We start from the raw sequence: 15,893 nt of genomic DNA, 5'->3' as shown, positions 1-15,893 counted from the left end.
GTCGACGCCGACGTACATGGCGGTCTTGCCCTGGTCGTTGAGCTCGAGGATGCGGGTGTTGTCCGGGGTGACATCAAGCAGGTCTGCGGAGCCGACGGCGACAGTCTGACCGTCGACCTGGGCGCGGATGCCCTTGCCGGTGATCGGGGTGGCGTGGTCGACCATCTCCACGGTCAGGCCCTTGTTTTCCGCGCCGTTGATAATTGCCTCGGCCAGCTCACGGGTACCCGACAGGTAGTCGGCGTGGATGTGGGTCTCGGTCACCGCGACGATCGTCATGTCGTTTTTTCGGCCATCGCCCGGTAGACCTCGATGTCTCGGCGGGGATCGACCACCACGGCCGTGTTCTTGGCCTGGCAGCCGATGAAGTAGCTCGCCTGGGCCAGGTCCTCGTCCTAGATGCGTTCGATGAGCATGGTTTCTCCTTCGCAGGAAATCGGGGACAGCCGGGGACGTCTTCCCCGGTCCTACGACACCACCATAATACCCCCAGGGGTATTGAACAAGAGGTACCCTAGGGGGTATATGATCAGGGGAAATGGAGTGAAACGTAGGTCAACTCATCAGGGTAAATGCCCCAGCCCCCCCGGAACGATCGATCATCGACCGTCCCCGTCGATGAGGGACCACTTGCGGTCGGCGACCCAGGCCGAGAGCATCTGCCGGGGAGATCGGCCGCCGCCGCGACAATACCCCTGTCATTGGCTGCGGTCACCGGTGGGAACGCTCCCGACTCGTCCGCGATGCTGTACGCCAAGGGTGGGACGAGCACGCCTACCGGATGGTGAGGCAGATGCTCACCGTCAACGAGGATCAACTCGCACTAGGGCAGAAACCGAAGAGGGCAGCACCCAGGTCCCCGACCACACGGTCAGGGGACCTGGGTACTTATATTGCGGTGTTCTCTTGCCTTGTGAGGGGCAGCTCGATGCCGGTTTGGTGGGTGTCGAGCACATCGGCATCACCCTGCGGTGACCGGCTCACCCCGACTTGCCTCCGGGCTCAGGAGGCGTCGACAAGCAGATAAGCACTTAGGGGTGCTCCGTCACCGGGTCGGCGTAGCGGCGGATGTCTACTTCTCCGACTTCAGTGTTCCCGCCGTCCTGCTTATCCGACCGGTGGGTGACCACGATGACGCTGCGTCGGGTCCGCGGTCCGGGTAGCGGCTTGGCCAGGAGGGTGTCCAGCAGGTCGTCGGCATCTGCCGCGTCAATGTGTTCGGTCGGCTCATCTAACAGCAGCACCGGCGCGGTGGAACATAGCGCCCTGGCCAGCAGCAGACGGCGGCGCTGCCCGCTCGACAGGGAACCCGCGCCGTCGGCAAGCAGCAGGTCCAGCGGGTCGGTGACCGGTCCCACAGTCTCCCGCAGCCAGTCATCTAACCCCACCGCATGCAGGACCTCCCATAGTTCCCCGTCACTGGCGGCCGGGTTGGCCACGAGGAGGTTCTGTCGGATAGTGGTGGAGAAGAGCCATTCGTCCTCCGCGTGCACGCGGACGGTCTTCCGCAACGCGGCCGGGTCGATCTCCGGCACACGTTGCCCTCCCAGCGTGACAGAACCGCTGCGTGGTGGCACCAGGCCACCCAGGGTCTGCAGCAGTGTGGTCTTGCCGCAACCGCTGGGGCCGCGAATGACCATGCGCTCACCGGGTGGCAGATCCACCTGCCAGGTGGTATCGCCGAAGCGGCAACGTAGGTCGGTGGCTTTAAGGTGACAGCCATCGAGCTCCCACGCCGTCGCCTCCCCGCCGTCCGTCGCCGAAGTGGTGTCGGATTCTTTGACCAGGTCGGTGAGTCGGTGGGCGCTGCGGGAGGCCTCGTCGGCGTGGATCGCAGCTTCTGAGAGCTGGGCGTGAGACTCGAAGGCGGCCAGCGGCAGCAGCACCATCATGCCCAGCCAGGTGGGGTCCCCGGTGTAGGTCAGCGCGCCAACGACCACGGTCAGCGCCGCCGCCAGACCGGTGGACCAGGTGATCAAGACCTGTGAGGTGGCCAGCGGTTTCTCGGCGGCGACGGTGGCGTCGCTGCTGCGTCGCGACGCCGTGAGGGCCCACTCCTCGCGTTTCGCCCCCAGGCCGGCGGCGGCGAACTCGACGCGGTGGTCCAGCAGTTCATCCAGGGCCACGTCGAGGTTGTCCTCGGCGAACACTCGGCGTGAACGTCTGGCCGCCCGCACCGCCAGCCACGGGGTGATAAGGCCGGTGACCATGAAGCCGAGAGTCAGGACCAGGCCCGCTGCCGGGTGCAGCCAGGTAGCGCCGGCCACCGCGAACACGGTGAGCACCAATGCCACCCCACCGGGGACGACAGAACGGACGATGACGTCAGTGATGCGTTCGGTGTCGGCGACCAGGCGCACCAGCCCGTCACCGCGGGTGAAGAGGTGTCCTCGGCCGGTGCCGGTGTGGTCAAAAGCCAGCGCGTCGAAGACCCGTGACCGCAATGTGGTCAGGGCCCGCAGCGCGATGCGGTGGCTGAGCAGCCGGTCCACGTAGCGGAATACTGCCCGGGAGATGCCCAGGCCGCGCACCGCGGTGACCGCGACCGAGAGGTCCAGCACCGGTGGCATCTGCCAAGCCTTGGTGATTAACCAACCGGAAACGATCGTCAGGGTCAACGCAGAGATCAGCGTGATGGAACCGGCAGCGATACCCGCGACGACCTCGCGGTAGCGCACGCCGGCCAGGCGCAGCATGGCGCTCAGGGCGCGAAATTCGGACTTCACAGGTACACCACCTCATCCGCGATCGCGGCCAGCCGGACGTCATGACTGGCCACCACCACCGTGTGTCCGGCCGTTGCACGCCGCCGCAGCTCAGCGGAGAGGGCCTCCACCAGCTCCGGACTCAAGTGCGCGCTAGGTTCATCCAGCAGATACAGCGTGGGGCCGGTGCCGCCCGCCAGGGTGCGCGCCAGGGCCAGGCGTTGGCCCTGGCCCGCCGAGATGCCTTCCCCCGCCGGTCCGAGGCGGCGTTCCAGCGACACGTCGAAGCCCAGGTTCCGAGCGGTTTCGGTGGCCGGCCCACGCTCCGCACCCAGCAGCACGAGGTTGTCCTCTACGCTGCCCTGCACCAGTACCGGCCGGGCCGGCAGATAGGCCGTGCGCACCAACGGCGCAGCGACGACCCGTCCGGTGACCAGATCATCCGGCAGCGCGCCCAGGACGGCGAGGAACACAGTGGATTTTCCGGAACCGTTGTCGCCGTACAACACGGTGATCGTCCCAGGTTCGGCGGTGAAGCTCAAGTTCTCCGGCTTCATGCCGTCGCGGCCTCTCACGCTGAGGCCGGTGACCGTCAGTTGGGCGTCTCCAGGTGATTCGCGGTGGGTCAGATAGGTCCGGCCGCGGTGGTCCGCTCCGGCCCCGGATGTGTCGGTTGCTTTGGCATCCTCATCCAGCAGCTCCAAGATCTCCTCGACGGCGGCCAGCCCATCGGCTGCGGCGTGGAAGTTCGTACCCACCTGCCGGATCGGGTTGTACACCTCCGGGACCACGATCAGCGCGATCAGCCCGGCGGTCAACTCCATGTTCCCGTCCACCAGGCGCAGCCCGATGCTCACAGCAACTAGCGCCACCGCGAGGGTGGCCAGGAACTCCAGGGCGAAGGAAGAGAGGAATGCCAGGCGCAGCACCGACATGGTGGCCTTTTCATGGCGACGCCCCGTGGACCGCAGCTGCCTACTCGGATGACGGATGGCTCCCAGCGCCCGCAGCGTTAGCGAGCCGGAGAGTAGATCCGCCAGCTGCCCGCCCAAAGCAGCGGTCACCTCCAGGCGGCGTCGGGTATGCGCGGCGGTCAGCTTGCCGATCAACACCATGAAGGCCGGGATCAGCGGCACCGTCACCAGCGCCAAGATTCCGGAGACCGGGTCCGCCACCAGCACCACCACCAAAGCGGCCGGAGTAGCCAGCACGACGGCGACCAGCGAGGGCAGAAATTCGCTCAAGTAGGGCCGGAAGTCCTCGATACCGTCGGTGAGTACCTCACGCCAGTGGGCCGATTCCTCCTGCACGCGGCGGGGATCGCGGCGTCGCAACGCGGTCAGAGCCTTGGCCCGCAGCGTATCCACGACCCGTCCGACGCTCTCCGAGGAGGCGCGTTGCGCATGACCGGACACGACGCCGTGGACAGCAATGACCACGAAAAGTGCCACCACTGGCCAGGTCAGCACGTCCCAGTCGGCGCCGCGGTCCAAGATGACGCGGGCTGCGATCCAGCCGATGAGCACCCCGCGGGCGAGCACTAACACGGTGGTGAGCGCCTGCAGAACGCCGGTACGCAGGATCAGGCCCCACACCGGCGGAACCAGAGCAAGGAGTCTGGGGTCAATGGGTCCCTGCACGCGGCTCACACCGTGATCCGCTTGGCGAAGGACCAGAAGGTCCAGCCCTGAGCGGCCAGGATGAACGGCACCAGGATCAGCACACCCCAGGACAAAAAGACCAGCGTGTAGTCCGAACTAGAGGCGTTATAGATGTCCAGAGACACCCCGCCCGGCAGGGAGGTAGGCATCACGTTCGGGAACAAGGTGACGAAAATCTGCACCACCAGGGTGGCCACAGCCACGGCAGTGGCCGCGAACGCGAGGCCGTCGTGGCCCCGCATGATGGCCACCGAACCGATGAGCACGCACAGTGCGAGCACACCCACCGCGATCCAGATGACGGGATCACCATGTGCCAGCTGAGTCCATACCGCGAACCCGACGGCCACCACGGCTGTCGGGATAGTCAGCCGTTGGGCTAGGCGATGGGCCCGGCTGCGCAACGGTTCGTGCACCTTGAGCCCCAAAAAGGTCGCGCCGTGCACCATGAACACCAGAACGAAGGTCCCCGCTCCCAGCAGACCGTAGGGATTGAACAGGCCAAACATCGCGGTCAGACTGGAATCGATCTGCCGGTTGGCGTCGATCGCCACGCCCTGGACGATATTGGCGAAGGCTACACCCCAAAAAATCGCTGGCACCCAACTGCCGATAGCCAACCCGATATCGCAGCGGTCCCGCCAGGCCTGGGTGTCGACTTTGACGCGCCACTCCAGGGCGACGCCCCGCAGGATTAGGGAGAGCAAAATGAGCAGCAACGGGAGATAGAAACCGGAAAACATCGTGGCGTACCACTCAGGGAAGGCTGCGAACATGCCACCCACCGCCACGATAAGCCACACCTCGTTGCCGTTCCACACCGGTCCGATGCTAGTGGCCACCGCGTCGCGACGCCGCGCACGCTCCTCACCGTCACCGCCCAGGAAGGGCAGAAGCATACCGACACCGAAGTCGAAACCCTCCAGGACGAAATAACCGACGAACAGGAAAGCGATCACGATGAACCACAAGGTCTGCAGATCCATGATCAATTCCCCTTCTCATCAACGGTGCGCTCATCACGCTGTCGGCGTGGTTTCGTGGTGACAGCTGCGGAACCCCGGTCGGCGGGTTCGGACTCTTCGGCGCTGGGGAAGTCGTCGGAGCTGTCGGCGTTGAAGCTCAGCGGTTCTAGCTCCTCGGCGTCCGGCCCGTAGGTGTCCTCGACGATGTTCTCGGAAGCGCCAGATGCCAGTGCCCCGGCAACCACGAAGCGGCGCATGAGCCAGAACCAGACCACGGCGAGGATGCCGTAGATCAGGGTGAAGGCGATCAGGGAAATCCAGACGGTGGCCACCGAGTGGTTGGACACCCCGAAGTCCACGATCAGGTGGATGTCGTTCTCCCCGTTCGGGCTATTCTCCGGACCGAAGTCAGGATTCGGGTACACCACCCAGGGCTGGCGCCCCATCTCGGTGAAGATCCAGCCGGCGGAGTTAGACAGGAAGGGGAACGGAATCGCGATGAGACCCAGCCAGGCGAACCACCGCCTGTCGGTGGTGCGTTTCTTACGGGTCAACCAGAAACCGACGATAACCACCAGGATGGAGGCGGCCATGAAGCCGATCATCAGACGGAAGGACCAGTAGGTCACGAACAGGTTCGGAGAGTAGTTGCCCGGACCGTAGAGCTGCTCGGCCTGGGCCTGCAGGTCCGTGACACCCTGCAGCGTTACACCGCTGAATTGGCCGCCGGCCAGGAATGACAGAACCCAGGGCACACTGAAAATCTCGGAGACGGAGTTGCAGTCGTTGAACGTGCTGATAGCCAAGATGGAAAACCACGGGTCCTCCTCCGTATAGCAAAGGGCCTCCGCGGAGGCCATCTTCATCGGCTGGACCTCGAACATCACCTTGGCCTGCAGATCACCGGTGATGGAAACGGAGACGATCCCCAATAATGTGACCCACAGTCCCATGCGCAGCAGGGGCCGCCACAACTGCCCGGCATCCTCGGCGTTTTCGCCCGTCTTTGCGGCGTGACGACGATCGCGCACCATCCACCACGCACTAATGCCGGCGACGAAGGTGCCGGCCACAAGCACGGAACCGGCCACCGCGTGCGGGAAGGCCACCAGGGCCACCGGATTGCTCAGCAGTTCCCAGACGTTGATCAGTTCCGCGCGACCGTTCTCGTAGTTCATCGCCGCCCCCACCGGGTGCTGCATAAAGGAGTTCGCCACGATGATGAAGTAGGCCGAGACATTAGTCGCGGCTGCGACGATCCAGATGGACGCCAGGTGTATCCAGCGGGGGACTCTTCCCCAACCAAAGATCCAAATGCCCAAGAAGATGGACTCAAAGAAGAAAGCTGCCAGCCCCTCCAGGGCGAGCGGACCACCGAAAACATCGCCGACAAAGCGAGAGTACTCACTCCAGTTCATGCCGAACTGGAACTCCTGGACAAGGCCGGTGACCACGCCCATGGCGAAGTTGACCAGGAACAGCGTGCCGAAAAACCGGGTGGCGCGGTACCACATATCTTTACCGGTGCGATGCCAGGCCGTCTGCATGATTGCCACCAGCGGAGCGAGTCCGATGGTCAGGGGGACGAAAATGAAGTGATAGACAGTCGTGATGCCAAATTGCCAGCGTGAGACATCGACAAGATCCACAGCGTATGCCTTTCGCAGTTGAAAAACCGGCACAGTAACTCATCGCCACCGCGACAGCTTCTTTTCCGGCAGGCGCGGCGAACTGGCCTCACACACTCCCGGCTCGCGATTCCTGCCGACACCCGATCTAAATTCAGGTATACCCAAGTTGTCGGTCCGGCTGAACGGAAAGTTCCGAGAACGTGACGAAGGTCCCCACCCGAAGCCCATTCGAGTTGATGCAGGTCACCCCAGGTCTGGGCCTGCGTCACACATGGCCCCGGAATCACCGGCGCTGGGAAGTGGCCGCTCGCCAAGGTCAGAGGCTGGTGAAATCGGAGTAGAAGCTGACAAACACCGAGGCTGCGACGGCGACGTAGATCACGGCGATCAGGGTGCCCGCCCATTGGGAGGAAAACCGCACCACAGCCGGGGAGGCGGGGAAGAGCCCATGAGCGAGGTTGCGCACGGTAAGCAGGATGAACAGCGGAACCATCATGGCCCACACCACCATGCAGTACAGGCAGAGAATGTGGATGACGAACAGGGCCTGGTACCACAACCAGACGATGAACAGCAGGCCCACGGTCACCCCTGCCTGCAGAGCCCCCCAGTACCAGTCGGCGAAGCGTGCCCCCGACAGCATGGCCATCGCCGTGGTGATGACCACGGCGAAAGCGACGATGCCGATCAGGGGGTTGGGGAAGCCGAGCAGTTCGGACTGCCAGGTGCCCATCACCTTTCCGCAGGAAACTAACGCGTTGATGTCGCAGGTGGTGACATGCTCGGCGTCCTCGTAGAGGGCCAGGCGTTCGAGCACCAGGATGCCCGAGGCCACCCATCCGATCACACCGGTGACCAGCAGGATGAGGGCGAAAGGACGCTGGCGGGCAAAGACCGGCAGGAAGGTGTCGTTGTTCGGCTCGGTCACGAGAACCTCATTGTCGTCGGCGGTGGGTGGGTGCGTCATGGATTCGGGTTAGTCGGCGGCGGCCGCGTCGACCTCGGCCCGGAACTGCTCCAGGGAGTCCGGAGTCAAAAGCTGGCCGTCGAGGAAAAAGGTCGGGGTGCCGCGCACACCCAAGGCCGTGCCGTCAGCCACATCGAGTCGGACCCGTGCCTCGGTGGCCGGATCGGCCACAGCGGCGTCAAAGGCGGCCATGTCCAGACCCAGGTCCTCGGCGAAGCCGCGGAAGACCGCACTGTTGTCCTCGGCGGACTCACCCCACTCAGACTGGGTCTCAAACATCCGGTGGTACATCGCTTCGTACTGGCCCTGCTGGGCGGCAGCCTCCACAGCCACGGCAGCGGGCATGGAGTTGCGGTGACCCGGCAGCGGGAAGTAACGGTTGACGAAGGTGACGGTGTCGGAGTACTCCGCACGTAGTTCCTCCACGAAGGGGTAAGCCGCCCGGCAGGCCTCGCACTCGAAGTCGAGGAACTCCACCAGCACGGCCTTCTCGTTCGGCGCCTGGGACAGCACCCGACTGTTGTCCCGGACCACCTGCCCGGCATCACTGGTCACGGTTTCCGGGGCGGGCGCAGAAGCGGAGTCGGATCGGCCGAGGAAAAAGGCGACGATCCCGGCGATGACGACGATTGCCAATAGCGCCCAGACAATGATCTGGGCTTTTCTCCAGTTCCCGGACGGCCGGGTGGTGCGGTTGGTGGGAGTGCTCACGAGGGTTCCGTTCTATCTCTGGTGGGAATCAGGGGTGTCAAGGCAGCAGGCCCAGGGTCGCCCGGCAACCTGCCGACGAAGCCCTCTACCTGGGAGGGTCATGAACAGGTGCATCCATCCGGCGAGCAGCAGGTCGGATCAATGGTGACCACCAACTCAAGCAACTCGCCCAAGGCGTGACCCAGCCGAGGATCAGCCAGCGAATACCAGACGTTGCGCCCCTGCGGGGTGGAGACCACCAGTCCGCATCCGCGCAGGCAGGCCAACTGATTCGACATCACCTGCTTGGAGACAGCCAACTGCCGGGCCAGCTCGGACGGTCGAGCCGGCCCGTGGCGCAGGGCCAGCAAAATTCCGGTCCGGGTGTCATCGGACAGGGCATGGCCCATCCGGGACAAGGCGGAGATGTGAGGCAGGGTCACCGTGCTCATAACGATAGACAGTACACAGTCCCCTGTACTAAGCCTCAATGCACTCAGCGCACTAACCCCCGATAAGCGGGAGCGTGTTCGGCACCCCGGCCACAGACGCGGCCCTGAGGGCCAAGGCCGGGTTTTCTTGCCGGTGGGGTGGGGTTAGAAGGTGATGCCGTGCTGGGCGAACCAGGGGGCAGGGTCGACGGCGCCGCTGCCGGTGGGGTAGAGCTCAAAATGCAGGTGGGACCCGGTGGAAAATCCTCGGTTACCCATGCCGGCGATCTTCTGGCCGGCGGTGACCTGCTCACCGACGCTGACGTCGAGGGTTTCCATGTGTCCGTAGACGGCAATGGAGCCATCGTCGTGCTGGATGCGGATCCACTGGCCGAAACCGGAGGCCGGACCGGAGTCAATGACGGTGCCTCCCATGGCGGCAAGAATCGGGGTACCCACGGCGTTGGCGATGTCGAGGCCGGCGTGGAGGCTGCCCCAGCGCATACCGAAACCGGAGGTGAAGGTGCCCTCGGCCGGCTTGACCACAGAGGCGGACGGAGCCTGCGCGGCCAGCTCTGCCTCCGCGGCGGCAGCCTCAGCAGCGGCAGCCTCTGCTTCAGCGGCGGCGATTGCCTCTGCCTCGGCGGCAGCACGCTCGGCGGCGAGTTCGATGGACTTGTTCAGCTGCTCGTCGAGGTTGTCCACCGGCTTGTGCTCGGCGATGGTCAGGATCTGCGGGGCGGAATCGGTCTCGGGGTAGAGCACCTGCTGAGAGTCGTTGGCAAGCTGGTAGTCGGCGGTGAAGGATTTCTGGGCGGGGACGGAATCGGCCTGCAGAGTCGCTGCGGCCGCGCCGCCGATGCCGGCGGTGGAGACTGCGCCGATGGCAGCGGCCATGAGGGCGATGCGGCTCTTAGTGGACCGCTGATTCGGGCTGGAAATGGTTCTACTCCTGTCATGCTGCCCGCTGCACGGGCCTGGGCGATAACTCAATCGTGAGCACATCGTGACCGTTTCGTTATTGATTCGCAGAACCATACATACGGGCCTTGGGGTATGCAAGCCCCCCGTCCGCCTATAATTTGACTGTCAGAATCCCGGGCCGTATGCAGGGGAAAAAGCCCAGGTTAGCGCGCACGTGGGCGAAGGGTGTCAGGATTCTTCCAGCTCAGACCCAGTTTCTGAGTGGAGAAATGCGCCCCGAATCACAAAGACCACACGCTCCCGGGAGCGTGTGGCCTTGAAGGAAAGGTGGGGAGGGGGTGGCGTGGATAAGCGGGGGTCAGACAGCTCTACGCCGGTGGACCCCGTGATAGAAGACGGCCGTGATGATGGCGACGCCAGCCAGCGCGGCGTACATGGTGCCGTAACCGCGGGAAGCGACCAAGGCTTCCCGGAGGAGCATCGTCACCGCGTAAGGCACGAAAAAAGGAACCGCTCTAGGATGAACTAGTCCCCGGGGCTCACCCGCTAGGTCCATCCCGGAATCGTGCCATTATAAGCCAGAACCTGAGCCTGACATCCGCGGATATCCACCTCTTGCTGGGCGGCAACTATCTTCACCTGCAGTAGCCCGTCCTGGCTGTGAAGTACTTCCGGCTGCCATAGGTCTCCTCCCACGAGGATGCCCGCGCCGTCGCCACCAGAGACCTGGGAGAAGAGGCGGATGGGTGGGGCCCAGGGCAACCCGGTCTTGGAGACGGATTCCACCCGGGCCCATTGTCCTCGGCTGAGTGGCGTCAGGGCCTAGTCTTTATCCTTACGGTTCTCAAGACGCCGCCGTTTCTCGTCGTACTCAGTGGCGTCGATCTCACCTCGGGCATAGCGCTCATCGAGCATGTCTCGTGCCCGATTGCGCTCCGGTCCCTGAGCCCTGTCATCGCCTCCTGGGCCTCGTCCTATTCCGCCGCGGAAAATGCCGACCATGATCATGATCAAGACCACGATACCGAGCACGAGTAGGGCCAGGACCAACCAGCCCATTCCCAGGCCCCAACCCCCCATGTGGTCTCCATCCCAGTGCATGTTTCACTCCTTCGGGGTTTCCCGAGCAGCTGACCATCGTCGCCGGGGGAACGCCAGGCCTTCCGAATTTTCCGGATCAGTACCGCCAGCAGCTCTTCTTCTGCCTGTGGCCACCAGAATAGGTGGCATGTTCTCCTACCTCGACTATTGAGGAGAATGAGGCATAAAGCCAGCCTGGGGCGAGAATCTTCACGAATTCTTCATCAGAGAGGACATGCAGGAACTCATCCTGGGTGGCTGTCTTTATCTGCAGGGGAGGGCAGTTGAATGATCACGTCAGACGATTCTTGCTGTCAGGGGCAGAAGTCGTTTGCCTGCCTTTACCTTACGGAGGATGTGTGTGGCTAGGTGTACTGACCGGAGACGTTGGTCGGATCTGTGTGACCCGCTGACATGACGAAGACCTCCGTGTGGAATGGGAAGTGCCTTAATCCAACCCAGCCACACAGGAGGTCTTCTGTGCTCCACACTAATGCAGCCCTCACGCCCCGTCACCGTCTCAAGGCCGCGAAACTCGTCGTCGACGACGGATACCCCATCAGCGAGGTCGCCGCCCGGTTCCAGTGCTCCTGGCCCACCGTCAAACGCTGGGCGGATCGCTACCGGGCCGGGGAATCCATGGCTGACCGCTCCTCCCGACCGCACACCAGCCCGACAAAGACACCGAAAAAGGTCGTCCAACGGATCGTGTCCCTGCGCCTGCGCAAACGCCTCGGGCCCCTGCAGTTGGGTGTGCTGTGTGGGGTCGCCCCCTCGACCGCGCACCAGATCCTCCGGCGGTGTCGGCTGGGCCGCCTGTCGTACACCGACCGCGCCACCGGGGAAACCGTGCGCCGCTATGAGCACGATGCCCCGGGTGATCTCCTCCATGTCGACGTCACCAAGTTCGGGCAGATCCCCGATGGGGGTGGCTGGCGGTTTGTCGGACGCCAACAGGGTGACCGCCACCGGGCCGCCACCCCGGGCAAACCAAAAAGCGCCCACCGCAACCCGAAGATGGGGCACTGTTTCGTCCATACCGTCATCGATGACCACTCCAGGGTGGCCTATGCCGAGATCCATGACGATGAAAAAGCTGTCACCGCTGCCGGGGTACTTCAACGGGCTACGGCCTGGTTCGCCGACCGGGGGATCACCGTGGCCCGGGTGATCAGCGACAACGGCTCCGCCTACCGGTCGCGGTTGTGGGCTCAGACCTGCGGGAAGTTGGGGATCACGCCGAAGTGGACCAGGCCCTACCGCCCGCAGACAAACGGCAAGGTCGAACGGTTCCACCGGACGATGGCCGACGGGTGGGCCTACGCGAAGCACTACCTGTCCGAGCAAGAGCGGAGAAACGCGTTGGGCCGGTGGATCCATGACTCCAATCACCACCGGCCCCATTCCGCGTGCGGAGGTCAGCCACCGGTGAGCCGGTTAACTAACCTCCCCGGTCAGTACAGCTAGGCGCCGAGGTATGACACTGTCACGCGGAGTCGATAGTAGGTCAGAGACGGTTTCGCTGGCCTGAGGGTGAACGCGGCTTCGGACTGTTCTCGAAACTGCCCCCACTGGTGACTGGCAGGGGGAAGCGTCAGTGCGTGGGCTTATCTTCGTGGTCGATGCCAGCGTGTTCCTTGCCCTTCTGGAAGTTGAGCAGGCGCAGCGCGTTTGCGACGACGATGAGAGTGGATCCCTCGTGGATAAGCACGACGGCGCCGATATTCAACCCGAGGAAGGTCGCGATGATGAGGACAACGACGACTGCGAGGCTGGCGATGAGGTTCTGCCGGATGATCTGGCCAGTCGCCCGGCTCAGCCGGACAGCGAACGGGACGCGTCCGAGGTCGTCACTCATCAACGCGATGTCACAGGTCTCCAGCGCGACCGTCGACCCAGCGGCACCCATCGCAATGCCGACATCAGCGCGGGCCATGGCGGGGGCATCGTTGACACCGTCGCCGACCATCGCGATCGGATGGTATGTCTTGGCCAGGCCCGTGATGTGGGTGACCTTATCCTCGGGGAGCAGCTCTCCGATCGCCGTGTCGACGCCGACTTCCCGGCCGACCGCGTCGGCCACCCGCTGATTGTCGCCGGAGATCATGACCAGATGGCCCACCCCTGTGTCCCGGAGCATGCTGAGCACCTGGGCAGATTCGTTGCGGGAGGCATCCATCACTCCGACGACCCCAAGGAAGCGGTCACCGCGACGGACCACCATCAACGTCTGCCCCGAGTCGCGGGCCTTCGTGTAGGCCTCGGCCAGCGAAGGAGGCAGCTTAAGCTGCTGCTCGTCGAACATGCGGAGGTTGCCCACTTCCACCCGTTCTCCGTCGATCGTCGCAGTGATGCCGCGTCCAGTGAGGGCAGAGAGATCGGTGGCCACCAACCGCTCGGTCTCCGGGACGCGGGGGGCAAGGTCGCGGACGATCGCGGCAGCGAGGGGGTGATCGCTGAGCGATTCGACAGCCACAAGTGTGGGGATCAGTTCCGCTTCGGACGTATCGTTGGCGGGAGCCAGTGAGGTCACTCGGGGCGCGCCCCACGTGAGGGTGCCGGTCTTGTCGAACGCTATCGCCTTTACTCGGCCCAGTGTCTCGAGCGGGGCACCGCCCTTGACGAGCACGCCGGCCCGGGCAGCGCGAGCCACACCCGCCAGGACCGCGGCTGGGGTGGCGATCGCGAGAGCACATGGACTCGCGGCGACGAGCACGGTCATGGCGAGGTAGAAAGCGTCGGAGAACAGCTGCGCGAACACGAACATCGACACCAACAAGGTGGCGATGACCCCGAGGATCACGGCGGGCACGTACCAGCGCTGGAACCGGTCGATGAACTGCTGGGTCGGGGACGCGGCCTGATCGGCGGTGCGAACGAGCTCGACGACTTTGCTCAGCGTTGAGTCGGCGGCGGTCGCGGTGACCTCGATCTCGAGCACGCCGGACCCGTTCACAGTGCCGGCGAACACTCGATTGACAGCGGGGAGGGTGTCAATCGTGTGCATCGTCCGCTGTGGGTCGGCCACCGGTTCCTTCTCCACGGGGATCGACTCGCCCGTGACCGCTGATTGATCAACGGCGGACATCCCGGAGATCACGAACCCGTCCGAGGGGATGCGGGAATTCGGGCGGATGACCACGATGTCTCCGACCACGAGTTCCTCCACGGGCACTTCCACGGGTTCGGTATCACCGCGGCGCACCAGGGCGTGGCGGGGGGCGAGTTCGGCGAGGGCCTCAATGGACTTGCTGGCGCGGCTGAGGGCGTACTCCTCGAGGGCGTGGCCGAGGCTGAACAAGAACAGCAGCACCGCTCCCTCCGCCCACCGGCCGATGAGGGCAGCGCCGACCGCGGCGACAAGCATGAGGAAGTCAACCTCGAACTTCCCCCGCAGCGTGGAGGAGATCGCGGTGCGGATGGTGAAGAACCCGCCGAAGAAGTAGGTGGCGAGAAAGAACGCCAACGGCCATCCGACCATCGGCAACCCCAAGGCGAACTGCGCAATCATCCCACCGGCGTAAGTCACGCCGGCGGCGATCGAAAACCCCAACTCCCAGCGTGCGGAACCGTGGGCATGATCGCCGGTAGGGGTGGTCGGCGCTGTCGGTGTCAGGGCTGTGGGGGATCCATTCGGGGCATGGGGCTGGTCGGGCGTGCTCATGCCTGTAGCCTAGCCGGGAAAACCCCTTATTGAAAGCTTATTGAAAATGCTTGATGGCATCCGGTCTGGTACGGCCCACGCAAGTGTGAGGCGGGTCGAACGGTGCTGCGGGGAAGGCCACGGTTAGAACCGCTCGCGCTGGCGACGAGCGAATTTCCGGGAGTGATCCGGTCGACTGTCACCGTAGCGGTCGTACAACATGCGTGAACGGGCACCGGAGGATGCGGACGTGGTGGTTCCGGTAGGGGCGAGGCCAGGGGTGTCGTTCTCCGGATGAGTGGTGCGGAGGGTGCCCATCGTGCCGGAATCCGTGTCACCGTCCTGCCGGTCCGTGGTCTGCTCCGCGGATGCGGCGTCGACGGAAAGCTCGGTCTCCTCGCGGCGCACGCGGCGGCGTTCCTTCAGCTCCGCCCAGATGAAGTAGCCCAGGCCGAGCGGGGCCATGATGCCAAAGGCGATCCACTGGAAGGCGTAGGACAGGTGTGAGCCGCGGTCGAGCATGGGCACCGGGATGGCGTTGATCTCCCCGGCCTGTCCCTCGGCCAGCTGCACATAGTCCTGTGCGAGATCTGTGCCGGTCACCTCGGCGATCTGCTCGGTGTTGATGCCGTAGACCTGGCGGTAGCCCTGGTCCTCGATCGGCGGGGACATCGGTGTCTGCTCGGCAAATCGGGCGTGGCCGAGAATGGACTGCTCACCGGTCGGCGGGGTGTCCATCGGGGGGACACCGCCCTCGAACGGCGGTTGAAAACCACGGTTGACCAGGATCACCTCACCGGAGTTCAGCTGGAAGGGGGTCAGGGCGTGGAAGGCGGGGGAGGAGTCGACCGGACGGTTGCGCATCAAGACCTCATCCTCGGGCAGATAGTGGCCCTCAAGGATGACCCGTGCCCATTCCTCCTCAGGCTCGATGCTGCCCTGGGCGTCGAAGACCTCCTCGGCGGGGACAGGCTCGACCTTGAAGGCGGCCTCGATCTGATCGTTGCGCTCGACGATGGCACCGTCCCTGCTCAGCTGCCATGGGGCCAGAAAGGTAAAGGAGAAATAGGAGAAGGTGATGATGGCGAGGACACCGAACACCCAGCCGGGACGGAGGAATGTCCTCCAACCCTTCTTCTGCGCGGCCCGCTCGTACCTGCGTTCACGTGTGCTGCTCACGGCCATGACTTCTACTT

The 15,893-nt window shown here is 64.3% G+C and carries 12 protein-coding genes and 2 pseudogenes; 1 reads left to right on the top strand and 13 read right to left on the bottom strand.

The genetic code is table 11. The features are described from left to right. The 11 genes and pseudogenes from EAH68_RS14855 to EAH68_RS15025 all read right to left on the bottom strand — a co-directional run. Positions 1-216, bottom strand: a pseudogene (locus tag EAH68_RS14855) (heavy metal translocating P-type ATPase); the annotation flags it as partial. Then, positions 205-386: pseudogene (locus EAH68_RS14805) on the bottom strand (MBL fold metallo-hydrolase); the annotation flags it as partial. The pseudogenes EAH68_RS14855 and EAH68_RS14805, both read right to left, overlap by 12 nt. Before the next feature lie 645 nt (positions 387-1,031). Continuing rightward, positions 1,032-2,696, bottom strand: coding sequence for a thiol reductant ABC exporter subunit CydC (gene cydC, locus EAH68_RS13980; RefSeq protein ID WP_040355500.1), 1,665 nt, complete (start codon positions 2,694-2,696; stop codon positions 1,032-1,034). Between the two features lie 26 nt (positions 2,697-2,722). Continuing rightward, on the bottom strand, positions 2,723-4,345 hold the full coding sequence (locus tag EAH68_RS13975) for an ABC transporter ATP-binding protein/permease (protein ID WP_040355498.1): 1,623 nt from the start codon (positions 4,343-4,345) through the stop codon (positions 2,723-2,725). A 5-nt stretch (positions 4,346-4,350) separates the two neighbouring features. Continuing rightward, complete coding sequence (gene cydB / locus EAH68_RS13970; RefSeq protein ID WP_003847484.1) at positions 4,351-5,352, bottom strand: cytochrome d ubiquinol oxidase subunit II; 1,002 nt, start codon at positions 5,350-5,352, stop codon at positions 4,351-4,353. A gap of 2 nt (positions 5,353-5,354) precedes the next feature. Continuing rightward, a complete protein-coding gene (locus EAH68_RS13965; RefSeq protein WP_040355493.1) occupies positions 5,355-6,980 on the bottom strand; it encodes a cytochrome ubiquinol oxidase subunit I in 1,626 nt (541 codons plus the stop codon). A gap of 298 nt (positions 6,981-7,278) precedes the next feature. Further along, positions 7,279-7,929 (bottom strand): vitamin K epoxide reductase family protein, encoded by a 651-nt coding sequence (locus EAH68_RS13960; protein WP_126121955.1) that lies wholly within the window; start codon positions 7,927-7,929, stop codon positions 7,279-7,281. 9 nt (positions 7,930-7,938) lie between these two features. Further along, a complete protein-coding gene (locus EAH68_RS13955; protein WP_126121954.1) occupies positions 7,939-8,640 on the bottom strand; it encodes a DsbA family protein in 702 nt (233 codons plus the stop codon). A 98-nt stretch (positions 8,641-8,738) separates the two neighbouring features. Beyond that, complete coding sequence (locus tag EAH68_RS13950) at positions 8,739-9,071, bottom strand: ArsR/SmtB family transcription factor (RefSeq protein ID WP_126121953.1); 333 nt, start codon at positions 9,069-9,071, stop codon at positions 8,739-8,741. A 144-nt stretch (positions 9,072-9,215) separates the two neighbouring features. Continuing rightward, entirely contained in the window at positions 9,216-9,947 is a 732-nt protein-coding gene (locus EAH68_RS13945) for a M23 family metallopeptidase (RefSeq protein WP_126121952.1), read from the bottom strand. Between the two features lie 849 nt (positions 9,948-10,796). Further along, entirely contained in the window at positions 10,797-10,889 is a 93-nt protein-coding gene (locus EAH68_RS15025; protein WP_231587689.1) for an SHOCT domain-containing protein, read from the bottom strand. A 645-nt stretch (positions 10,890-11,534) separates the two neighbouring features. Between EAH68_RS15025 and EAH68_RS13935 the strand changes: the two genes are divergently transcribed. Continuing rightward, the gene (locus EAH68_RS13935; protein ID WP_126121950.1) at positions 11,535-12,521 is read left to right on the top strand and encodes an IS481 family transposase; all 987 of its coding nucleotides are present in this window, start codon (positions 11,535-11,537) and stop codon (positions 12,519-12,521) included. Positions 12,522-12,648: 127 nt separating this feature from the next. Here EAH68_RS13935 and EAH68_RS13930 read toward each other — a convergent pair whose 3' ends face one another. Both EAH68_RS13930 and EAH68_RS13925 read right to left on the bottom strand, forming a co-directional pair. Next, positions 12,649-14,718: a heavy metal translocating P-type ATPase gene (locus tag EAH68_RS13930; protein ID WP_126121949.1), complete on the bottom strand. Its 2,070-nt coding sequence runs from the start codon at positions 14,716-14,718 to the stop codon at positions 12,649-12,651. Between the two features lie 123 nt (positions 14,719-14,841). Further along, positions 14,842-15,882 (bottom strand): SURF1 family cytochrome oxidase biogenesis protein, encoded by a 1,041-nt coding sequence (locus EAH68_RS13925; protein WP_126121948.1) that lies wholly within the window; start codon positions 15,880-15,882, stop codon positions 14,842-14,844. Between the last annotated feature and the right edge of the window lie 11 nt (positions 15,883-15,893).

The sequence above is a fragment of the Corynebacterium hylobatis genome (assembly GCF_003955685.1).
In the GTDB taxonomy this organism is placed as follows: Bacteria; Actinomycetota; Actinomycetes; order Mycobacteriales; family Mycobacteriaceae; genus Corynebacterium; species Corynebacterium hylobatis.
This window is presented reverse-complemented; position numbering and strand designations above follow the sequence as displayed.